General features: G+C 65.3%; 16 protein-coding genes and 1 pseudogene. 14 read left to right on the plus strand and 3 right to left on the minus strand.

All coding sequences use genetic code 11. The annotated features are described in order from the left end of the window. Nucleotides 1-36 precede the first annotated feature (36 nt). Nucleotides 37-1149, minus strand: coding sequence for a PLP-dependent cysteine synthase family protein (locus HGB51_RS08155; protein WP_070208016.1), 1113 nt, complete (start codon nucleotides 1147-1149; stop codon nucleotides 37-39). 102 nt (nucleotides 1150-1251) lie between these two features. On the opposite strand from HGB51_RS08155, the gene gloA reads away from it, so the two are divergent. The 6 genes from gloA (at nucleotide 1252) to HGB51_RS08185 (ending at nucleotide 7573) form a co-directional block, all read left to right on the plus strand. Then, nucleotides 1252-1779, plus strand: a complete 528-nt coding sequence (gloA, locus tag HGB51_RS08160) for a lactoylglutathione lyase (RefSeq protein ID WP_070208017.1) — start codon at nucleotides 1252-1254, stop codon at nucleotides 1777-1779. Between the two features lie 85 nt (nucleotides 1780-1864). Continuing rightward, entirely contained in the window at nucleotides 1865-2293 is a 429-nt protein-coding gene (locus HGB51_RS08165; RefSeq protein ID WP_070208018.1) for a VOC family protein, read from the plus strand. A 105-nt stretch (nucleotides 2294-2398) separates the two neighbouring features. Continuing rightward, nucleotides 2399-3805 (plus strand): Fic family protein, encoded by a 1407-nt coding sequence (locus HGB51_RS08170; protein WP_070208019.1) that lies wholly within the window; start codon nucleotides 2399-2401, stop codon nucleotides 3803-3805. A 56-nt stretch (nucleotides 3806-3861) separates the two neighbouring features. Next, nucleotides 3862-4710: an AbiJ-NTD4 domain-containing protein gene (locus tag HGB51_RS08175; RefSeq protein ID WP_070208020.1), complete on the plus strand. Its 849-nt coding sequence runs from the start codon at nucleotides 3862-3864 to the stop codon at nucleotides 4708-4710. A gap of 132 nt (nucleotides 4711-4842) precedes the next feature. Next, nucleotides 4843-6144 carry a putative DNA modification/repair radical SAM protein gene (locus tag HGB51_RS08180; RefSeq protein ID WP_070208021.1) on the plus strand — a complete coding sequence of 434 codons (1302 nt, stop codon included), beginning with the start codon at nucleotides 4843-4845 and terminating at the stop codon, nucleotides 6142-6144. A gap of 1 nt (nucleotide 6145) precedes the next feature. Beyond that, entirely contained in the window at nucleotides 6146-7573 is a 1428-nt protein-coding gene (locus tag HGB51_RS08185; RefSeq protein WP_070208022.1) for a UdgX family uracil-DNA binding protein, read from the plus strand. Nucleotides 7574-7629: 56 nt separating this feature from the next. On the opposite strand, the gene HGB51_RS08190 is transcribed toward HGB51_RS08185, so the two are convergent. Continuing rightward, nucleotides 7630-8061: a CBS domain-containing protein gene (locus HGB51_RS08190; RefSeq protein WP_070208023.1), complete on the minus strand. Its 432-nt coding sequence runs from the start codon at nucleotides 8059-8061 to the stop codon at nucleotides 7630-7632. Nucleotides 8062-8346: 285 nt separating this feature from the next. Here HGB51_RS08190 and HGB51_RS08195 point away from each other — a divergent pair, with 285 nt between their 5' ends. From HGB51_RS08195 to HGB51_RS08205, 4 genes and pseudogenes are all read left to right on the plus strand, one after another. Further along, nucleotides 8347-10053 (plus strand): phosphoethanolamine transferase, encoded by a 1707-nt coding sequence (locus HGB51_RS08195; RefSeq protein WP_084738965.1) that lies wholly within the window; start codon nucleotides 8347-8349, stop codon nucleotides 10051-10053. A gap of 101 nt (nucleotides 10054-10154) precedes the next feature. Beyond that, nucleotides 10155-11318 carry a response regulator gene (locus HGB51_RS08200; RefSeq protein ID WP_070208024.1) on the plus strand — a complete coding sequence of 388 codons (1164 nt, stop codon included), beginning with the start codon at nucleotides 10155-10157 and terminating at the stop codon, nucleotides 11316-11318. Nucleotides 11319-11338: 20 nt separating this feature from the next. Further along, a pseudogene (locus HGB51_RS20515) lies at nucleotides 11339-11749 on the plus strand (PAS domain S-box protein); the annotation flags it as partial. Between the two features lie 369 nt (nucleotides 11750-12118). Further along, a complete protein-coding gene (locus HGB51_RS08205) occupies nucleotides 12119-14398 on the plus strand; it encodes a hybrid sensor histidine kinase/response regulator (protein ID WP_425505373.1) in 2280 nt (759 codons plus the stop codon). 55 nt (nucleotides 14399-14453) lie between these two features. Here HGB51_RS08205 and glmS read toward each other — a convergent pair whose 3' ends face one another. Further along, nucleotides 14454-16295, minus strand: a complete 1842-nt coding sequence (gene glmS / locus HGB51_RS08210; protein WP_070208026.1) for a glutamine--fructose-6-phosphate transaminase (isomerizing) — start codon at nucleotides 16293-16295, stop codon at nucleotides 14454-14456. Between the two features lie 212 nt (nucleotides 16296-16507). On the opposite strand from glmS, the gene HGB51_RS08215 reads away from it, so the two are divergent. Genes HGB51_RS08215 through HGB51_RS08230 form a run of 4 tightly spaced genes read left to right on the plus strand, consistent with a single transcriptional unit; the run spans nucleotide 16508 to nucleotide 21074 of the window. After that, nucleotides 16508-17776: an efflux RND transporter periplasmic adaptor subunit gene (locus tag HGB51_RS08215; RefSeq protein ID WP_070208027.1), complete on the plus strand. Its 1269-nt coding sequence runs from the start codon at nucleotides 16508-16510 to the stop codon at nucleotides 17774-17776. A gap of 29 nt (nucleotides 17777-17805) precedes the next feature. Beyond that, entirely contained in the window at nucleotides 17806-18525 is a 720-nt protein-coding gene (locus HGB51_RS08220; RefSeq protein WP_102945918.1) for an ABC transporter ATP-binding protein, read from the plus strand. Between the two features lie 10 nt (nucleotides 18526-18535). Next, entirely contained in the window at nucleotides 18536-19837 is a 1302-nt protein-coding gene (locus HGB51_RS08225) for an ABC transporter permease (RefSeq protein WP_070209544.1), read from the plus strand. Nucleotides 19838-19853: 16 nt separating this feature from the next. Then, nucleotides 19854-21074 carry an ABC transporter permease gene (locus HGB51_RS08230; protein WP_070209545.1) on the plus strand — a complete coding sequence of 407 codons (1221 nt, stop codon included), beginning with the start codon at nucleotides 19854-19856 and terminating at the stop codon, nucleotides 21072-21074. Nucleotide 21075: the final 1 nt, after the last annotated feature.

Here is a 21075-nt window from a genome sequence, read left to right on the forward strand (position 1 = left end):
CGCGCCCGTCACAAGGCCTGCGGCCACGGGTTCGATTCAGTACAGGGTTTCCAGCGCCGCGTCGGGCAGCGCCGGCAGGCCCTGCCCGGCTACGGCGGCAACGATCACCGAATCGGCCTGTTCCACGTCGATGCCTTGGCGCGGGTACCAGTCCGGGTTGTAGTAGCTGTGCGCATAGCGCTCGCCGCTGTCGCACAGGATGGTCACGATCGACCCGCTGCGGCCCGCCGCGCGCATGCGCTCGGCCACATGCAGCACGCCGATGAAGTTGGTGCCGGTGGAGCCGCCCACGCGGCGCCCCAGCTGGCGGCTGACATGGCGCATCGCGGCCAGGCTCAGCGCATCGGGCACCTTGACCATGGCATCCACGCAGGTCGGAATGAAGCTCGACTCCACCCGCGGCCGGCCAATGCCTTCCACCCGCGAGCCGCCACTGCAGGTGAGCTCGCGCCACGGTTCACCGGACAGCGCCGCGCGATACCCGTCGAAGAACACCGACACTTCCGGGTCCGCGCACAGGATGCGGGTGTCGTGGCGGCGGTAGCTCACGTAGCGGCCGAGCGTGGCGGCAGTGCCACCGGTGCCCGGGCTGCACACGATCCATTCCGGCACGGGGTGCGGCTCCTCGGCCATCTGCTTGAAGATGGACTCGGCGATGTTGTTGTTGGCGCGCCAGTCGGTGGCCCGTTCGGCGTAGGTGAACTGGTCCATGAAGTGGCCGCCGGTTTCGCGCGCCAGCCGCTCCGATTCGCAGTTCAGATCGCAGGCACGCTCGACCAGGTGGCAGCGGCCGCCGTGGAATTCGATCGCGGCGATCTTCTCCGGCGAGGTGGTGGCCGGCATCACCGCGATGAACGGCAGCCCCAGCAGGCGCGCGAAATAGGCTTCGGAGACGGCCGTGGACCCACTGGAGGCCTCGATCACCGGACACCCTTCGCGCAGCCAGCCATTGGTCAGCGCGTACAGGAACAGCGAGCGCGCCAGCCGGTGCTTGAGGCTGCCGGTGGGGTGGCTGGACTCGTCCTTGAAGTACAGCTCGATGCCGGGATGTCCCGGCAGGTCCATCGGAATCAGGTGGGTGTCGGCCGAACGGTTGAAATCGGCTTCGATCTTGCGGATGGCAGCGGCCACCCATTCACGCTGAGACATGTCGACGACGGGCCAGGAAGATGCAGCATTCTACGTCGCCTTGCCGCCGCCCCGCTAAACTGAACGGCCAGCCGCTTTGCGCGGCCCTCCACAGGATCCCCCATGACCCTTGCCTCCCTGCAGTCCCAGCCCGGCGTGGCTGCCCAGCCACCGGCCGAAACCACCGGTTTCGTGTTCAACCACACCATGCTGCGGGTCAAGGATGCCGCTGCATCGCTGGACTTCTACACCCGCGTGCTCGGCTTCCGCCTGCTCGATCAGCGCGATTTTCCTGAAGCCCAGTTCAGCCTGTACTTCCTGGCGCTGCTGCCGGCCGGCACCAAGGTTCCGGAAGGCGACGACGCGCGCCGGCTCTGGATGGCCGGCATTCCCGGCGTGCTGGAGCTCACCCACAACCACGGCACCGAAACCCAGGACGGCGCGGTGTACCACGACGGCAACAGCGACCCGCGCGGCTTCGGCCACATCTGCGTGTCGGTGCCGGACATCCATGCCGCGTGCAAGCGCTTCGATGAACTGCAGGTGCCGTACCAGAAGCGCCTGGAAGACGGCCGCATGAAGCACCTGGCCTTCATCAAGGATCCGGACGGCTATTGGGTGGAGATCATCTGCAACACCCCGCTGGCCTGATCCAGGAGGTAACGACCGACGGTCGTTACCTTTCCCCCACCCGAGCGGTGCTATACCTGCCCTTCCCTCGAATGAAGGATCCGGCATGGAAACCATGGAACTGCACCGCGGCCGTCTGATCGACCACCTGCAACTGATCGTGCGCGACCTGCCGGCCAGCCGGCGCTTCTACCAGGCGGTGTTCGACACCATCGGCATTCCCATTGCCGGCGAAGGCGATACGTACTTCTGGGCCGACGAGCTGTTCATCTCCACCGCCGACAGCGAAGCGGCGGCCGGCGAGCTGACCGGCCGCCATCACCTCGCCTTCCAGGCGCGCGACCGCGCCACGGTCGATGCTTTCCACAAGGCGGCGCTTGCCGCCGGCGGCAAGGACAACGGCGCGCCCGGCGAACGCCCTTACCACCCGGGCTACTACGCCGCCTTCGCGATCGACCCGGACGGCAACAACATCGAGGTGGTGTACCACGGGCCTGCGCAGTACAGCGCCGACTCTGTGAAGGTCAGCTTCTGACCCACCTGTTCAAATTCGTTCAAATCTGTTCGAATCCGTTCAAATCTGTTCAAATTCGTTCGAATCTGTTCAAATGATTTGAATTCTGGACAGAGGAACGGCGCAATGGCGGACCCCACCTTCCCCGAAGCAGATCTGCTGGAGGTCATGGCGGGCCTGCACGCCAAGGGCTTGCGGGAACTCCGCACGTCCCAGGTTGCAGGGGCGGCAGGAATTGCGCCGTGGGTCGCGCGGAGGCTGCTCGCCAAGCTCGCAGACGACGGAAAAATCCAGAGCCGGGGCAAGACCAAGGCACGCGTGTACTGGCTGCCGTTGACGCCACTCCACTCGGAAACCAACGCCGTACCCGACACCCGGAAGGAGACACCCTCCAACACCCTGAGCTGGTCCCCGGCATCGGTTGCATTGGCGAGCTACCTTGCCAAACCCATCAGTCAACGGGATCCGGTCACCTACCAACGAGAGTTCGTTGAGGGATACGTTCCCAACGTGTCTTACCTGCTCGGTGAAAGAACAGCCAACTCACTCTACGAAGAAGGCGCGGTCCGGGGTCAACTCCCCGCAGGAACGTATCTCCGCAAAGTACTGAATCAGCTATTGGTAGACCTCGCGTGGTCGTCCTCGAATCTGGAGGGCAACACCATCAGCTATCTGGATACCGAGCGCCTGTTCGCGCTTACATCCAACATCAGTGATGCTCCAGCATTTCCGGCGGGCGCCGACGCAGAACACCGCATCCTCCTGATCAACCACAAGCGCGCCATTACGTTCCTGGCCGATCAAGTGCCTGACACGGGGCTTTCGACTTACACCGTGCGTAACCTCCACGCTCTCCTGATGGAAGGCCTGGTCACCGATGTTGGACAGCTGGGCGCCATCCGCAGGCAGATCGTCAGCATCGGGCGCAGTACCTACACACCCCTGAGCATCCCACAGGTACTCGAGGATATGTTGGCGCTCATCATCGACAAAGCCGGACGTATCAAGAATCCGGTGGAGGCCGGGTTCTTTCTGTGGGTCAACATCGCCTACCTGCAGCCGTTCGTGGATGGCAACAAGCGGACCAGCCGCCTGTCCGCCAACATTCCGCTCATGCTGTACAACTGCTCACCCTTGTCGTTCATGGACGTCGACGTGCAGGACTACAACCAAGCCATGCAGGGCGTATACGAGCGTCGCGATGTATCGATTGCAGTAGATCTCTTCACTTGGCTATATCGCCGTTCGATCACACGGTACGGCACGGTCACCGAGGCAATGGGAACATACGACCCGGACACGCTGGTGTTGCGCCCGTACGCTACGGCGGTACTGCTCGCCATGGTCCGTGAAGGCCTGCCCCAAGAGCCCGCTATCCTGCACGCTGCCGCGCCAGAGCAACTTGCAGTCAAGCTTCGGGAAATCGTCAAAAAAGAAATTGACGGGCTCAGCGCGTTCAACTGTCAGAGGCATGGCATCACGCCGGCCGAAGTTGAAGCATGGAGACGCAAGCAAGCAGGGAAACGACAATAGCTTGAAGTTGCGCCCCCAAAAGTTCGCAGGACTGAACTACAACAGGACAACCACCAATGCGATTCTCACAACGAGCAGGCATTACTCCTGCTTCAAAGCTGTCACAAAGAGAGAGCATCGATGACGATCTTCGCTCCACTCTCTGGAGCTTGCTCTCACTCTGCTACTGGGACACTTACACGGCCCCCGACTACGGGATGTATGACAGAGCTGATCGAGTTCGAAAATCAAACCTATATGAACTGGTTTTTTCACTATGGCTTCATTACTTCAAAGCTCCGACAGACACGATCGACGAGTACTGGACTGAGTGTCACGCTCGTCTCCGCAAGTACTTCTTCGCAGCGGAGTGGTACCAAGTGTATGACTTCATAGAGTTCGTAGCAGACTACGGGCCAGCGCAACAGAAAGCCCAGTTTATACGCCTCGCCAATCTTCATCTGGAGCAAGAGAACTCTGCCTATAGATTTGTCGGAAACCAGATCACTGAGATCACGTCAGCGGAGGAGATTGAGTCGATTGAGGCAGCACTCTCAGTATCCGATGAATACCGTGGCGCGAGGACTCATCTGCGCACCGCTCTTGACATGCTTTCTGATCGAAAGAACCCAGACTTTCGAAATTCGATAAAGGAGAGTATCAGCGCGGTCGAATCGATTGCACGCAAATTGTCCAACGATGAATCGGGGACACTCGGATCGATCCTGAAAGAGCTGGAGCGCACCAAGAAGCTACACCCAGCACTGAAGAACGCATTCTCTTCGCTATACGGCTACACCAGTGACGCAGACGGAATCCGGCATTCGCTTCTAGACGAAACGAACCTCACCAAGGCAGATGCACGATTCATGCTCGTGTGTTGCTCAGCATTCATCAACTATGTACTGGATAGCACGAAAAGATGAGGTGGAAGCCACACCGGCTTCCGCAAGGGTCTCGGACCGTGCCACTTCGTCGTAATCCATGAGGAATGAACGCTTCAGCCAACTCCTGACACGGTCTCACAGATTGAGACTGGTTTCTCCCAGAATGCCGGCATGGAAACCATCCGCAAGCTGGCCGTGCTGGCCGACGCCGCCAAGTACGACGCCTCCTGCGCATCCAGCGGCGCCGGCAAGCGTGACTCGCGGGCCAGCGGCGGGATCGGCAGCACCGACGGTCCCGGCATCTGCCACAGCTACACCCCGGACGGGCGCTGTGTGTCGCTGCTGAAGATCCTGCTGACCAACTTCTGCATCTACGACTGCGCCTACTGCGTGAACCGGGTCTCCAGCAACGTGCAGCGCGCGCGTTTCAGCGTGGCCGAGGTGGTGGCGCTGACCATGGACTTCTACAAGCGCAACTACATCGAAGGCCTGTTCCTTTCCAGCGGCATCATCCGCAACGCCGACTACACCATGGAGCAGATGGTGGAAGTGGCGCGCCAGCTGCGCGAGGAGCACCGTTTCGGCGGCTACATCCACCTCAAGACCATTCCCGAGGCCTCGCCGGAACTGCTGGCTGCGGCCGGCCGTTACGCCGATCGACTCTCCATCAACATCGAGCTGCCCACCGAAGAGGGGTTGTCCAGCTTCGCGCCGGAGAAGTCGCTGCCGTCGATCCGCGGTGCGATGGGCGAGCTGCGCTGGCGCATCGAAGAGGCCAAGGAAGCCAAGGCTGCCGCGGCGACGACGGCCGTCACGCCGGTCACTCCGGCCCCGGCCAAGCCGGGCAAGCGCCGCGCCCGCGCGCCAAAATTTGCGCCGGCCGGCCAGAGCACGCAGATGATCGTCGGTGCCGACGGCGCCAGCGACCAGCAGATCCTCACCTCTGCCGACAACCTGTACGGCAACTACCGCATGCGCCGGGTCTACTACTCGGCCTTCAGCCCGATTCCCGACGCCAGCAGCATCCTGCCGCTGCAGGCGCCGCCGCTTGCGCGCGAGCATCGGCTGTACCAGGCCGACTGGCTGCTGCGCTTCTACGGCTACGGCGTGGACGAGATCACCGACACCACCCAGGGCGGCATGCTCGACCTGGATATCGACCCGAAGATGGCCTGGGCGATCCGCCACCCGGAGAGCTTCCCGGTAGACCTCAACCGGGATTCGAAGGAGATGCTGCTGCGCGTCCCCGGCCTGGGCGTGCGCAACGTGAAACGGGTGCTGATGGCACGCCGTCACGTGCGCCTGCGCGTGGCCGACGTGGCTCGCCTGCGCGCGCCGATGAGCAAGCTGCTGCCGTTCGTGCAGCTGGCCGACCACCACCCGCGCCGTGCCCTGGACGACCCGGCGGCACTGCGTGCGCGGTTGGCGCCGCCGCCGCGCCAGGGCTCCCTGTTCGACGCGGTGGCCGGCTGAGATGTCGCGCTGGAGTGTGCGGGTGGATCCATCGTGGTCGCTCACCGCGTGGCGGGATGCAGCGCGGCTGGCCTTGCAGCGGCAGGTGATGCCCGAACAGCTGGACTGGCTGCACGGCGACGGCGGCGGTCTGCTGGATGCCCCTGCGCTGCAGCACGCGCTTGCGGAGGCCACGGCTACGCCGGCCGCAGCAGTGCCAAAAGCCTTCGTCGAGCTGGCGTCCACCTGCCTGTGCCACCGCGACCCGCACCGCATGTCGCTGCTGTACCGCATGCTGTGGCGCATGACCCACGGCGAACGCGGGCTGCTCGGCAATCCCACCGACCCGGACGTGCTGCGCGCGATGGCATTGGCCCAGGCGGTGCGCCGCGACACCCACAAGATGAAGGCCTTCGTGCGCTTCCGCGAAGTACCCGGGCAGCAGGATGCGTTCATTGCGTGGTTCGAACCGGACCACCACATCGTGGATCGCGTGGCACCGTTCTTCGAGCGCCGGTTCACCGGCATGCGCTGGGCGATCCTCACCCCGTATCGCAGCGTGCGCTGGGATGGCAAAGAACTTGCCTACGGTCCCGGCGGCAAACAGGCCGATGCACCACGCGAAGACGCGCGCGAAGAACTATGGCGCACCTACTACGCGCATATTTTCAATCCAGCCCGCTTGAACACGCGGATGATGCAGCAGGAGATGCCCGCGAAGTACTGGAAGCACCTGCCCGAAGCCAGCCTGTTGCCCACGCTGGTGCGCGACGCTGGCGACCGGGTGCAGGAGATGCATGATCGCGAAGCACAGGCGCCTCAGCGGCGCATTCCGGAGCGCAGCATTCCCATGCGTGGCCCAGCCACTGCCAATGGGGATTCGCTGGACGGACTGCGCGACGCCGCCGCCAACTGCCGGCGCTGCCCGCTCTGGGAGCCCGCCACGCAGACCGTGTTCGGCGAGGGGCCTTCCGACGCACAGGTCGTGCTGGTAGGCGAACAGCCCGGCGACAGCGAGGACCTGAGCGGTCACCCGTTCGTGGGCCCGGCTGGCCAGCTGTTGAACCAGGCGTTGCAGGAACTGGGCATCGACCGCAGCACGCTGTACCTGACCAACGCGGTGAAGCACTTCCGGTTTGAGCGGCGCGGCAAGAAGCGCATCCATTCCAAGCCACAGGTCACCCACATCAATGCGTGCCGACCGTGGCTGATGGCGGAAATAGAGCAGATCAGCCCCAAGGTGATCGTGTGCCTGGGTGCCAGCGCCGCAAGGGCGGTGTTCGGCAGCGGCTTCAACCTCACCCGCGATCGTGGCCGCTGGCACACGCTGGAAGATGGCACACGTGGCTTTGCGACCGTGCATCCATCATGGGTGCTGCGGCAGGACCCTGAAAAGCGTGAAGCAGGCTACCAGCTGTTCCGCGAAGACCTGCGCCGGTTGCAGGAGTAGAGCGGGGCTCTGCCCCGCTCGCGTGAACCCATGCAGCGGGGCAGAGCCCCGCTCTACTAGTGCGCGGCCATGTAGATGTCCTGCAGCACCGCCTTCTCCAGCTCCAGCTCGCTGAGCAGGTTCTTGACGATGTCGCCCAGGCTCAGGATGCCCACCAGGCGGCTGCCGTCGGTCACCATCAGATGGCGGTGGCGCGAGTAGGTCATCAGCGCCATCGCCTGCTTCAGCGTTGCGTCCGGCGAAATGCCTTCCAGGCCGGCCGAGGGCAACGAGGAGATCACGCGACGGCCGGCCTGCGGGCCGTCGTCGGCCAGGCTGCGCACGATGTCCTTCTCGGAAATGATCCGTACCGGCACGTCGTCCCGGGTCACCACGAGGGCGGCGATCCGGTGCGCGCTCATCTTGTGGGCGGCGGCGCCGATCGTGTCTTCAACGTCGATGGTGACTACAGCGTCTTTCTTGGAGTGCAGAAGCTCGCGAACGTTCATTCTTATTCCTGTTACAGACTGGTTAAAGCCACACGCCTTGCGTGGTGGGACCGATTGACGCAGCCAAGGGCTACAGCCCGAGAATGGCATTACGACTAGAACCGACGCTGAATGTCGCTGTCGCCCCCGACTAAAGTTTTGCCGACGCCAGAAACGGCAAAGCAGGACCCCGCCTGAAGCCGCGCCCGCCTTCCGGGTTCTTAACAACTCCGGCCGGTTCTCCGACCTAAATCCGACGAACATCCCCCCAAGCTTGCCGCCGGTTTACTTTCATCGGCATCGGGCATGGCTTCAGCGAACGCAACACAGGCGGCGGTCCAGCAGGACATCTCGGCGCGCGACTCCGGTGGGGGCGTCCGTCTCTGGAGCTACCTGGGCGGCTGGCGACCCGAGGTCAGCCAGGAAACCCTGATCCTGGCCTGCAGCCTGTTCTTCGCGGCGGTCAGCAACGGTCCCTTCTGGAAGGCGGCCTACGCACTGCACCCGGGCAACCTGCTGTTCTCGACGGCGTTGCTGGGCCTGCTGGTCGCGGCCAACGGCCTGCTGCTGTCCCTGCTGATCTGGCGCTGGAGCGCCAAGCCGGTCATCACCGCGCTGCTGGTGGTTACCGCCATGGCCGTGCATTACATGACCACCTACGGGGTGTTCATGGATGCGGACATGGTGCGCAACGTGCTCCAGACCGATGTGAAGGAATCGCGGGAACTGATGACGCCCAGCCTGCTGCTGCCGTTGCTGGTGTTCGCCGCGCTGCCCGCCGTGGCGGTGTGGCGCGTGCGGATCAAGCCGCGCACTGCACTGCGCACGCTCTGGATCCGCCCGCTCTTCATGGTCGCGCTGCTGGTGGTGGGCGCGGGCAGCGTGATGTTGGCCAACGCCGATGTCGCTTCCATGCTGCGCAACCATCGCGAGATCAAGTACCTGGCGACCCCGCTCAACTACATCGTCGGGCTGCAGCAGAACCTGCGTTCCAGTTCGCCGATCAAGAAGGTGCCCAAGACGCAGATCGCCATGGATGCCGTTCGCGTTCCTTCGGCCGCAGGCGCCAAGCCGCGCCTGGTAGTCCTTGTCGTCGGCGAAACGGTGCGCGCGCAGAACTGGGGCCTGAACGGCTACGCCCGCCAGACCACCCCCGAACTTGCGCGCATCGGCGTGGTGAACTTCCCGGACATGCATTCGTGCGGCACCAGCACCGAGGTGTCGGTGCCCTGCATGTTCTCCCAGTTGGGCCGCCGCAATTACGATGAGGAGCAGATCCGCTCGCAGCAGTCGCTGCTGAATGTACTCAACACCGTGGGCGTCAGCACCCTGTGGCGCGACAACCAGTCCGGCTGCAAGGGCGTCTGTGAGAACACCCCGTTCGAGTCGGTGTCCGACGCCACCGATCCGACGCTGTGCGCCAAGGGTCGCTGCATGGATGAGATCCTGGTGAAGGGCCTGGCAGACAAGATGCGCGCCACCCCGGGCGACAAGTTCGTCGTACTGCACCAGCTCGGCAACCACGGTCCCAGCTACTTCCAGCGTTATCCCGAGGCCTTCCACCAGTTCACGCCGCCGTGCGAGAACCCGGAGCTGGGCAACTGCCCGAAAGAGCAGATCGTGAACGCGTACGACAACGCGGTTCTGTACACCGACCATTTCCTGGCCAAGACCATTCATGAGCTGCAGGCCATGGACGACTACGACACGGCGATGATCTACGTGTCCGACCACGGCGAGTCGCTGGGTGAGAAGGGCCTGTACCTGCATGGCGTTCCGTATGCCATCGCGCCGGCGGAACAGACCTCGGTGCCGATGGTGATGTGGTTCTCCAGCGGCTTCTCGGCCTCGCGCGGGCTGGATACCCGATGCCTGGAGCAGCGCGCAATGCAGCGCACCGACCATGACGCGCTGTTCTCTTCAATCCTCGGCCTGATGCAGGTCAAGACCCGGGCCTACGACGAGACCGAGGATGTGTTCGCCTCCTGCCTGAGGACCGCAGCCCGCAGCTGACGAATGACCCCCAAGCGGGTGTAGGATGCCGGTCTAGCTGGACGCAGTTTGGGAACCTTCCGATTTTTCGCCGATAGAGCCTGCCGCAAGGGAGCCACGGTATGAATGCGGTCGAACAGAAGCCCTGCATCCTGGTCGTTGATGACACGCCCGAGAACCTCTCCCTGATGAGCGAGCTCCTCCGGGAGGAGTACCAGGTCAAGCTGGCCCCCAGCGGGGAGCGCGGGCTGCAGATCGCGGCGGCCGAGCCGCAGCCCGACCTGATCCTGCTCGACATCATGATGCCCGGCATGGACGGCTACCAGGTCATGCAGCAACTCCAGGCCGACAAGGCCACCCGCGATATCCCGGTGATCTTCCTGACCGCACTGGCCGGGGTGGACGACGAGCGCCGGGGCCTGGAGCTGGGGGCGGTGGACTACATCACCAAGCCGATCAGCCCCTCCATCGCCCTGGCCCGGGTGCGCAACCACCTGCAGCTGAAGATGGTGCGCGACTTCATGCAGTACCGGAACGAGTACCTCAACCGCGAGGTCGCGCGCCGGACCCGCCAGCTCAGCGCCATCCAGGACGTCACGATCCGCGCCATGGCCTCGCTGGCCGAAACCCGCGACAACGAGACCGGCAGCCACATCCGGCGCACCCAGGCCTACGTAAAACTACTGGCCGAACAGCTGCGCGACCATCCCCGCTTCCGCGACTTCTGCACGCCCGCCAACATCGACATCCTGTTCAAGTCTGCCCCGCTCCATGACATCGGCAAGGTCGGCATCCCCGACCATGTGCTGCTCAAGCCGGGCAAGCTCACCGCGGACGAGTTCGAGATCATCAAGCAGCATCCGCGCATCGGCCGCGACGCCATCGCGCGGGCATTGGCCGACCTCGGCGACGAGGATGCGCAGTTCCTGCAGGTCGCGCAGGACATCGCGTATGGCCACCATGAGAAGTGGGATGGTTCCGGTTACCCACAGGGTGCGTGGGGCGACGCGATCCCCCTGCCCGCGCGGCTGATGGCGCTGGCCGACGTCTACGACGCCCTGATCAGTCGGCGCGTCTACAAGCCCGCGATGCCGCATACGGACGCCGTGGCGATGATCGCGCAGGGGCGCGGCACCCACTTCGACCCGGACGTCACCGACGCGTTCCTGGCCATCCAGCATGCATTCGAGCAGGTTGCACGGCAGTTCGCCGACGGCGATGGCGAAACCCTCCGCGAAGCCGTGCGCATGCATAACGCGATCGGAACCGAAGCCGACGAGCTCTGATCCCCTGCACGGAGATTCCCGTGGACACAGCACACGCGCATGACCTGCAGGCATTGGAAGCGCACCGGCAGCGGCTGGTGGCCCTGTTCGACGCGCTGCCGGTGGGGGTGATGCTGTTCGACGCCCGCGGGCGGGTAGTGGAAGCCAACCATGTGGCGCTGCGCCTGACCGGCACCAGCATGGAAGCGCTGCGGGCGCGCGACCTGATCGGCTGGCAGGTGCTGCGTGCCGACCTGACCCCGATGAGGCCGAACGAGTACCCGGCCAGCATTACGCTGCGCACGGGCAATGCCGCGCATGGCATCGAAATGGGCATCCGGCAGGCGTCCGGTGAACTGACGTGGCTGAGCGCAAGCGCTACGCCAATTGGCGTTCGCGCCAGTGGCGGTGTCGCGGTAGCCTTTGAAGACATCACCGAGCGCAAGCGCACCGAGCAGACCCTGCGGCGGATGAACTTCCTTTCCGACGTAGCGTTGGAACTGACCAGCAGCGCGTACTGGCATATCGACTTCAGCGATGCCGAAACATACTACGCGTCGCCACGCGCCGCCGAGATCTTCGGCGAAGTGGCCCGCGAGGATGGACGTTACGACCTGCAGCGCGAATGGCTGGACCGGGTGATCGCGGCCGATCCTGGTGCGGCTGCAGGTGTCAGCGAGCGTTTCCTGGGCGCGATTGAAGGTCACTACGCGCATTACGAGGCAACCTACCCCTACCGGCGTCCGAACGATGGCACCACGATCTGGCTGCGTTCGGCGGGACGCCTGGAACGAGATGGGACAACGGGTGCGCCACGCTACATGTACGGCGTCAACCAGGACATCTCGCGCCACAAGGCTACCGAGCATGCGCTCGAGAAGGCGACCCAGGCCAAGAGCGAGTTCCTGGCCAACATGAGCCATGAGATCCGCACGCCGATGAACGCCATCATCGGCATGTCCCACCTGGCGTTGCAGACCGAGCTGAGCGCGCGCCAGCGGGGTTACATCGAAAAGGTCAGCCGGGCCGCCGACCACCTGCTGCAGATCATCAACGACATCCTCGACTTCTCGAAGATCGAGGCAGGAAAGCTTGAGCTTGAAAAGACCGAGTTCAGGCTGGAAGACGTGTTTGAGCAGCTGGCCAACCTGCTCGGCGTGGGGGCCGAGAACAAGGGGCTGGAACTGCTGTTCGAGATTCCGGAGGCGGCGCCCGGCACGCTCGTCGGCGACCCGCTGCGCCTGGCCCAGGTGCTGATCAACCTGGGCAACAACGCGCTCAAGTTCACCCCTCGCGGCGAAGTGGTGGTCGGGGTAGAAATGCTGGAACGCGATGACGTCGCCACCACCCTGCACTTCTGGGTGCGCGACAGCGGCATCGGCATGGATCCGGCGCAGTGCGCGCGCCTGTTCCAGAGCTTCATCCAGGCCGACGCCTCCACCACCCGCAAGTACGGCGGCACCGGTCTGGGCCTGGTCATCTGCAAGAACCTGGTTGAAGCGATGGGCGGCCGGATCTGGGTCGAGAGCACGCCGGGAGTGGGCTCGACCTTCCATTTCCAGGCGCGCTTCGGGACCCGCGAGGGCATCTACAGCCGGCGCATGTTCCGCGCCGATGAACTGGTCGGCGTGCGGGTGCTGGTGGTGGACGACAATGCCGCCGCGCGCGAGATCCTCTCCAGCATGGCGCGCTCGTTCGGGCTGGAAGTGGACCTGGAAGTGGACGGCGCCACCGCGCTGCAGGCCATCAACCGCGCATGCGCGGAATCGGCGCCCTACGACCTGGTGCTGATGGACTGGAAGATGCCCGGCATGGACGGTGTCCAGACCATGCAGCAGGTCCAGGCGCAGCATGGCCCGCGCTCCCCCGCCGTCATCATGGTGACCGCCTACGGGCGCGAGGACGCACTCAACCAGGCGCGCGAACGCGATGTCGCCCTGCGCGCGTTGCTGACCAAACCGGTAACGCCGTCCACCCTGCTTGAAGCCGTCGGCTCGGCACTCGATCTCGGCACTCTGGTGGACACGCGGGCCAACGAGCGCGCGGTGGCGCACGCCGACGTCTTCGCGCAGCTGACCGGGCTGCGGGTGCTGCTGGTGGAGGACAACGAGCTCAACCAGGAACTGGCCATGGAGCTGCTGGGCCAGGCCGGCATGCAGGTGGTGCTCGCGCAGAACGGGCAGGAGGCCGTCGACCTGCTTGCGCGCGATGCCGGCTTTGACGGGGTGCTGATGGACTGCCAGATGCCGGTGATGGACGGCTACACCGCCACCCGTGAAATCCGCCAGACCCTTGGCCTGGCCACCCTGCCGATCCTGGCGATGACTGCCAATGCGATGGCCGGGGACCGCGAAAAGGTGCTGGCGGCGGGTATGAACGACCACATCGCCAAACCGCTGCAGATCGGCCCGATGTTCGCAACGATTGCCAAGTGGTTCTGCACGCGCGATACCGCCGTGCCGTCCGCGTCTCGGGTCGCCGAAGACGCTCCCGCCCTCAACGTCCCAGTCGATCTGGACACCCTGCCCGGGATCGACGCCAAGGTCGGCATGGCAGGCACGATGAACAACCAGGCCCTATACCGCCGCCTGCTCGCCAGCTTCAGCCGCAGCAACCGCGACTTCGCCAGTGCCTTCCGCAGTAGCTGGCCGGACGACGCGCAGCTGGCCGTGCGAATGGCGCACACCCTGAAAGGCACCGCCGGCACCATTGGCGCGAGCGCCGTACAGCGTGCTGCGGCCGAACTGGAAAGGGCGTGCAGGGACACCGATGCGCATGCGGAAGTGGGACCGCTGCTGGCAGATGTCGAGCGTGAGCTCCACACTGTGCTTGACGGCCTGCAGGACTTCGACGATGCGTCGGACGAAGCGGTCGGCGTAGCGATCCGGGCGACACTGCAGCCCCGCCTCCCCGTGGCAGAGGTCGAGCGCTTGAAGGCGCTTCTTGCGAACAGTGATGCGGACGCACTGCCGTTGATGACCGAGCTCCGCAAGCTCGCCCGGGGCACACAATGGCAAGCCACATTCGATGCGGCCAGCCGCGACCTGGATGCTTTCCTGTTCGACGAAGCGTTGGAAAAGCTTCGGGAAATCTCTCTGTAGTGATCCTTCTGGAGCATGGATGACGGGCGTCGCACCCGTCATCCAATGACCCGGATCACTCCACCGTAACGCTCTTGGCCAGGTTACGCGGCTTGTCCACGTCCGTGCCGCGTGCCAGCGCGGTGTGGTACGCCAGCAGCTGTACCGGGATGGTGTGCACCACCGGGCTGAGCACGCCGGCGTGACGCGGGGTGCGGATCACGTGGACGCCTTCGGACTCCACGAAGTTGCTGTCCTGGTCGGCGAACACGAACAATTCGCCGCCACGCGCGCGCACTTCCTGCATGTTGGACTTCACCTTCTCCAGCAGGCTGTCGTTGGGCGCGATCACCACCACCGGCATGTCTTCGTCCACCAGCGCCAGCGGGCCGTGCTTGAGCTCGCCGGCCGGATAGGCCTCGGCATGGATGTAGGTGATCTCCTTGAGCTTGAGCGCGCCTTCCAGTGCGATCGGGTAATGCAGGCCACGGCCCAGGAACAGCGCGCTGTTCTTGCGCGCGAAGCGCTCGGCCCAGGCCGCGATCTGCGGCTCCATGTTCAGCGCATGCTGCACGCTGCCCGGCAGGAAGCGCAGCTGTTCCAGGTACTCCGCTTCCTGCGCCGCGTCGATGCGACCGTGCAGCTTGCCCAGCACCACGGTCAGCTGGAACAGCGCGGCCAGCTGGGTGGTGAAGGCCTTGGTCGAAGCCACGCCGATCTCGGCACCGGCGCGCGTATAGCAGACCAGCTCGCTGGCGCGCGGGATCGCGCTCTCGGGCACGTTGCAGATCGACAGCGTGTGCAGGTGGCCCAGCGACTTGGCGTATTTCAGCGCCTCCATCGTGTCCAGGGTTTCGCCGGACTGGGAGATGGTGACGATCAGGTGCTTCGGATTGGCGTAGGCGGCGCGGTAGCGGTATTCGCTGGCGATTTCCACGCTGCACGGCAGCCCGGCGATGGCCTCGATCCAGTAGCGTGCGGTCAGGCCGGCGTAGTAGCTGGTGCCGCAGGCGATGATCTGCACGCCTTCGATGCCGGCCAGCACGCTTTCGGCGTTCTTGCCGAACAGCTCGGCCGGGAAACCACCGGCGTCGATCGCTGCCTCGATGGTGTCGCCCAGCGCACGCGGCTGCTCGTGGATTTCCTTCTGCATGAAGTGGCGGTACGGGCCCAGCTCCAGCGAGGCCAGCGACACGTCGGACTGGTGCACGCCACGGTCCACCGGCAGGTTGTGCTCGTCATACACCTGCACGCCCTCGCGGCGGATGTCGGCGGTGTCGCCCTCTTCCAGGAAGATCACGTTGCGGGTGGCCGAGATCACCGCCGATACGTCGGAGGCCACGAAGTTCTCGCCCTCGCCCAAGCCGACCAGCAGCGGGCAGCCCATGCGCGCGCAGACGAAGTGGTCCGGCTCGGCGCGGCTCATCACCGCAAGCGCGTAGGCGCCGGTCAGTTCCTTCACCGTTCGCTGCAACGCCGAGAGCAGGCTGTCGCCGTTCTTCAGGTTGTAATGCATCAGGTGGGCGATGACTTCGGTGTCGGTCTGCGACTCGAACACGTAGCCCAGGCCGCGCAGGCGCTCACGCTGCTCTTCGTGGTTTTCGATGATGCCGTTGTGCACCAGCGCCACGCCGTGGCTGGTGTGCGGGTGGGCGTTGGCTTCGGTGACCCCGCCATGGGTCGCCCAGCGGGTGTGGCCGATGCCGAGGGTGGCGTCGAAGCCTTCGGCGGCAGCGGCCTTCTCCATCTCGGCGACGCGGCCGGTGCGGCGCACCCGGCGCACGTCCGGCTGAGCCTGGGTCCGGTCCAGCACGGCGATGCCGGACGAATCGTAACCGCGGTATTCCAGGCGCTTGAGACCTTCGATCAGTACCGGCACCACATCGCGATCTGCGATCGCTCCCACAATCCCGCACATAGATTCAGATCCCTGCTGTCGATGCCCCATTCTAGCGTGGGCGCCCCTGCCGCCCCGCCGCCGTCCGCTTAACAAAAGTGTCCGGCGAAGTGTCCGCGGACACCCGGACGCGCCTGTCCCGCTCGTAAGTGACTGTTTAACAAGGCGCAGAAGTTGGCACGCGGTGTGCTTTGTATACCGCAACTACCGCAACCCAACTGCGACCGAGCCCGATGATCCGCGACACTTCTGCCCAGGACCAGACCTTCCCCACCCACGCCACGGCGGCACCGTGGAAGCGCTGGCTGTGGCCGGGCATCGCCGCCCTGGTCGTGGTCCTGGCGATCGGCTTCGCCGCCCGCGCCTGGCTGGGCGCAAGCCGTTCCTTCGACAGCGCCCGCGTCCGCATCGCCGAGGTCAAGAAGGGCGACCTGGTCCGCGACCTCGCCGCCGACGGCAAGGTGATCGCTGCCAACAGCCCGGTGCTGTACGCCATCTCCGCCGGTACCGTGGACCTGAAGGTGGTGGCCGGTGACGTGGTGAAGAAGGACCAGGAGCTGGCAGTGATCGACAGCCCCGAACTGCGCAGCAAGCTGGCCCAGGAACGGGCCACCCTGGCCGGCCTGGAAGCCGAAGCCAGCCGCTCGCTGCTCGACGCCACCCTGGCCCGCGCCAAGGCCAGCAAGGAAACCGACCAGGCCAACATCGAGCGCCAGGCCGCCGAGCGCGACCTGCAGCGCTACCAGCGGGGCTACGACGGCGGCGCGGTGCCGCAGATCGACCTGGCCAAGGCCAACGACACCCTGAAGAAGGCCGACATCTCCCTGGCCAACGCGCAGACCGACGCCCGCCTGCAGGGCCAGGGCGCCGACCTGGACGCGCGCAACAAGCGCCTGCTGGCCGACCGCCAGCGCGCGGTGGTGGATGAAGTGCAGCGCCAGGTGGACGCGCTGACCCTGCGCGCGCCGTTCGACGGCCAGGTCGGCCAGGTCCAGGCCACCCAGCACACCCAGGTCGCCGCCAACGCTCCAATCCTTGGCGTGGTCGACCTGTCGCGCTTCGAGATCGAGATCAAGGTGCCGGAAAGCTTCGCCCGCGACCTGTCGCTGGGCATCCCGGCGCAGCTCACCAGCGGCAGCGGCCAGCCGTTCCCGGGCGAGATCAGCGCGGTGTCGCCCGAAGTGGTGGCCGGCGAGGTCAACGCCCGCATCCGCTTCACCGACAAGCAGCCGCAGGGCCTGCGCCAGAGCCAGCGCATGCAGGCCCGGGTGGTGCTCGACACCCGTCGCAACGTGATCAAGGTCGAACGCGGCCCGTTCGTGGAACAGGGCAACGGCCAGGCCTATGTCATGGATGGCAGCACCGCGGTGCGCCGTCCGGTCCAGCTGGGCGTCAGCAGCCTGGGCGAAGTGGAAATCCTCTCTGGCCTGCAACCCGGCGATCGGGTCGTGGTCTCCGGCAGCGATCTGTTCGGCGACGCCGAACGCGTGTCCATCAACTGATCCACCCTACCCATACAAGGAATACAGCCATGCTTGAGATGCGCTCGGTCGCCAAGGTGTTCCGCACCGAACAGGTGGAAACCCATGCCCTGCGGTCGCTGGACCTGCACGTTCGCGAAGGGGAGTTCGTTGCCGTCACCGGTCCGTCCGGTTCGGGCAAGACCACCTTCCTGAACATCGCCGGCCTGCTGGAGACCTTCACCAGCGGCACCTACCTGCTCGACGGGCAGGACGTGAGCAAGCTCGGCGACGACGCCCGCAGCCGGCTGCGCAACCAGAAGATCGGCTTCATCTTCCAGGGCTTCAACCTGATTTCCGACCTCAACCTGTTCGACAACGTGGACGTTCCGCTGCGCTACCGCGGCATGTCCGCCAGCGAGCGCAAGCAGCGCATCGAACACGCACTGCAGCAGGTCGGCCTGGGCTCGCGCATGAAGCACTACCCGTCCGAGCTCTCCGGCGGCCAGCAGCAGCGCGCGGCGATCGCGCGTGCACTGGCCGGCAGCCCGCGCCTGCTGCTCGCCGACGAACCGACCGGCAACCTGGACACCCAGATGGCACGCGGAGTGATGGAACTGCTGGAGGAAATCAACGCCGCCGGCACCACCATCGTCATGGTCACCCATGATCCGGAACTGGCCGCGCGTGCCCAGCGCAACGTGCACATCGTCGACGGCCAGGCCACCGACCTGGTGCGCGAACCGGTGCTGGCCACCCCGCGCGTTGCCGTTGCCACCGTCAACGACTGAGGCCGCCACCATGCTCGCCTACTACTTCCGACTGGCCCTGCGCAGCTTCCGGCGCAACAAGGTGCTCACCGCGCTGATGGTGACCGCGATCGCGCTCGGCATCGGCGCGTCGATGACCACCCTCACCGTGTTCCATGTGCTCTCCGGAGACCCCATCCCGCAAAAGAGCGACCGCCTGTTCAACGTGCAGGTCGACCCGCGCCCGATGATCGGCTACCAGCCCAGCGAGGAGCCCGAAGAACAGGTCACCCGCTACGACGGCGAAACCCTGCTGCGCGAAAAGAAGGCCAAGCACCAGGTGCTGATGACCGGCGGTGGCGTCACCGTGGAGCCGGACACCAGCACGCTGCGTCCGTTCGACACCGATGCGCGTTACACCTCCAGCGACTTCTTCGCCATGTTCGATACGCCGTTCCAGTTCGGCCAGGGCTGGAAGGCCGACCAGGATGAGGGCCGTGGCCGGGTGGCGGTGATCTCCAAGGCGCTGAACGACAAGCTGTTCAACGGCCAGAACAGCGTGGGCCGTCCGCTGCGCATGGACGGGCACACCTTCAACATCGTCGGCGTGCTCGAGGAGTGGAACCCGAACCCGCACTTCTACGACCTGGAAACCGGCCGCTACGGCGACAGCGAAGACATCTTTGTCCCGGTCTCCACCGCGCTGGACCTCAAGTTCGGCCGCAACGGCAACATGAACTGCTGGGACAACGCCAACGGCGAGGAAACCGCCCTCAACGCGCCGTGCACCTGGATGCAGTACTGGGTGGAACTGGCCTCGCCGTCCGACGCCGCCGATTACCGCGCGTACCTGGAGAACTACTCGGCGCAGCAGAAGGCCGCCGGTCGCTTCCAGCGCCCTTCCAACGTACGCCTGCGCAACGTGATGGACTGGCTGGACTTCAAGCAGGTGGTGCCCAGCGACGTGCGCCTGCAGCTGTGGCTCGCACTGGGCTTCCTGGCGGTGTGCCTGATCAACACGGTGGGCCTGCTGCTGGCCAAGTTCCTGCGCCGCAGTGGCGAGATCGGCGTACGCCGCGCACTCGGCGCCAGCCGTGGGCAGATCTTCCTGCAGTCGCTGGTGGAAGCCGGCACGGTCGGCCTGGCCGGTGGCGTACTCGGCCTGGGGCTGGCGATGCTCGGCCTGTATGCGGTGCGCCAGCAGCCGGTGGATTACGCCAAGCTCGCCACCCTGGACGGCAAGATGCTGCTGCTCACCTTCGGCCTGACCCTGGCCGCCAGCCTGCTGGCGGGTTTCCTGCCGGCGCTGCGCGCCATGCAGGTCACCCCCGCCATCCAACTCAAATCGCAGTAAGGATCCGGAGCACATCATGGATATCCGACCCATCCTGACCACGCTGCGCCGGCACAAGACCGCCGCCGCCCTCATCGTGCTGGAGATCGCGCTGACCTGCGCGATCGTCTGCAACGCGCTGTTCCTGATCGGCCAGCGCCTGGAGAAGATCAACCAGCCCAGCGGCATCGCCGAACAGGAGCTGCTGGAAGTGCGCCTGGGCGGCATCGGCACCCAGGTCAACGCCACCGCGCGTACCCGCGAAGACCTGGCCGCGCTGCGGGCCATTCCCGGGGTGAAGAACGCGGTGCCGATCAACCAGCTGCCGTTCCGCCGCAACTCCTGGAACACCAGCCTGTCGCTGATCCCCGACCAGGAGCGTCCCAACTTCAACGCCGCACAGTTCTTCGCCAGCGAAGGCACGCTCGATACGATGGGCCTGCAGCTGATCGCCGGCCGCGACTTCGAAGGCGATGAGTTCGCCAACCTGGAAGACGTGGAGAAGGACGCCACCATCGAACAGCGCGGTTCGGCGGTGATCCTGAGCAGCAAGGCCGCGAACAAGCTGTTCCCGGACGGCCAGGCGGTGGGCAAGACCATTTACAGCGGCCGCATGCCGCTGCGCATCGTCGGCGTGGTGAAGGAACTGGCGCGCCCGGTCACGGTCGAGTCCGACACCGGCTACTCGATGATCCTGCCGGTGCGGGTCAACTACGATATGGGCCTGTACCTGATCCGCGTCACCGACCCGGCACGTCGCCAGGAAGTGCTCAATGCCGCCGTGGCCGCGCTGGAGAAGGTGGACACCAACCGCATGGTGCGCGGCAAGCTCACCTATGAAGAGCAGCGCACCAAGTACTTCCAGAACGACCGCGCGATGGTCGGCCTGCTGATCACGGTGTGCGTGGCACTGCTGGTGGTCACCGCGCTGGGCATCGTCGGCCTGGCCAGCTTCTGGGTGCAGCAGCGTACCAAGCAGATCGGCATCCGCCGTGCGCTGGGCGCCACCCGCGGCCAGATCCTGCGCTACTTCCAGACCGAGAACTTCCTGCTGGCCACCGTCGGCATCGTGCTCGGCATGCTGCTGGCGTACTCGATCAACCTGTGGCTGATGAGCGCCTACGAGCTGCCGCGCATGCCGATCGCCTACCTGCCCATCGGTGCGGTCCTGCTGTGGCTGCTGGGCCAGGTCGCGGTGTTCGGACCGGCCCACCGCGCAGCGGCGGTGCCGCCTGCCGTCGCCACCCGGAGCGCCTGAC

The sequence above is a fragment of the Stenotrophomonas bentonitica genome (assembly GCF_013185915.1).
GTDB classification, from domain to species: Bacteria; Pseudomonadota; Gammaproteobacteria; order Xanthomonadales; family Xanthomonadaceae; genus Stenotrophomonas; species Stenotrophomonas bentonitica.

Bases quoted from the DNA above. Each gene is read 5' to 3' on its own strand.
- glmS (WP_070208026.1), bottom strand. From the start codon at position 16,295: ATGTGCGGGATTGTGGGAGCGATCGCAGATCGCGATGTGGTGCCGGTA.
- HGB51_RS08155 (WP_070208016.1), bottom strand. From the start codon at position 1,149: ATGTCTCAGCGTGAATGGGTGGCCGCTGCCATCCGCAAGATCGAAGCC.
- HGB51_RS08165 (WP_070208018.1), top strand. From the start codon at position 1,865: ATGGAAACCATGGAACTGCACCGCGGCCGTCTGATCGACCACCTGCAA.
- HGB51_RS08200 (WP_070208024.1), top strand. From the start codon at position 10,155: ATGAATGCGGTCGAACAGAAGCCCTGCATCCTGGTCGTTGATGACACG.
- gloA (WP_070208017.1), top strand. From the start codon at position 1,252: ATGACCCTTGCCTCCCTGCAGTCCCAGCCCGGCGTGGCTGCCCAGCCA.
- HGB51_RS08195 (WP_084738965.1), top strand. From the start codon at position 8,347: ATGGCTTCAGCGAACGCAACACAGGCGGCGGTCCAGCAGGACATCTCG.
- HGB51_RS08205 (WP_425505373.1), top strand. From the start codon at position 12,119: ATGTACGGCGTCAACCAGGACATCTCGCGCCACAAGGCTACCGAGCAT.
- HGB51_RS08175 (WP_070208020.1), top strand. From the start codon at position 3,862: ATGCGATTCTCACAACGAGCAGGCATTACTCCTGCTTCAAAGCTGTCA.
- HGB51_RS08180 (WP_070208021.1), top strand. From the start codon at position 4,843: ATGGAAACCATCCGCAAGCTGGCCGTGCTGGCCGACGCCGCCAAGTAC.
- HGB51_RS08185 (WP_070208022.1), top strand. From the start codon at position 6,146: ATGTCGCGCTGGAGTGTGCGGGTGGATCCATCGTGGTCGCTCACCGCG.
- HGB51_RS08220 (WP_102945918.1), top strand. From the start codon at position 17,806: ATGCTTGAGATGCGCTCGGTCGCCAAGGTGTTCCGCACCGAACAGGTG.
- HGB51_RS08225 (WP_070209544.1), top strand. From the start codon at position 18,536: ATGCTCGCCTACTACTTCCGACTGGCCCTGCGCAGCTTCCGGCGCAAC.
- HGB51_RS08190 (WP_070208023.1), bottom strand. From the start codon at position 8,061: ATGAACGTTCGCGAGCTTCTGCACTCCAAGAAAGACGCTGTAGTCACC.
- HGB51_RS08215 (WP_070208027.1), top strand. From the start codon at position 16,508: ATGATCCGCGACACTTCTGCCCAGGACCAGACCTTCCCCACCCACGCC.
- HGB51_RS08230 (WP_070209545.1), top strand. From the start codon at position 19,854: ATGGATATCCGACCCATCCTGACCACGCTGCGCCGGCACAAGACCGCC.
- HGB51_RS08170 (WP_070208019.1), top strand. From the start codon at position 2,399: ATGGCGGACCCCACCTTCCCCGAAGCAGATCTGCTGGAGGTCATGGCG.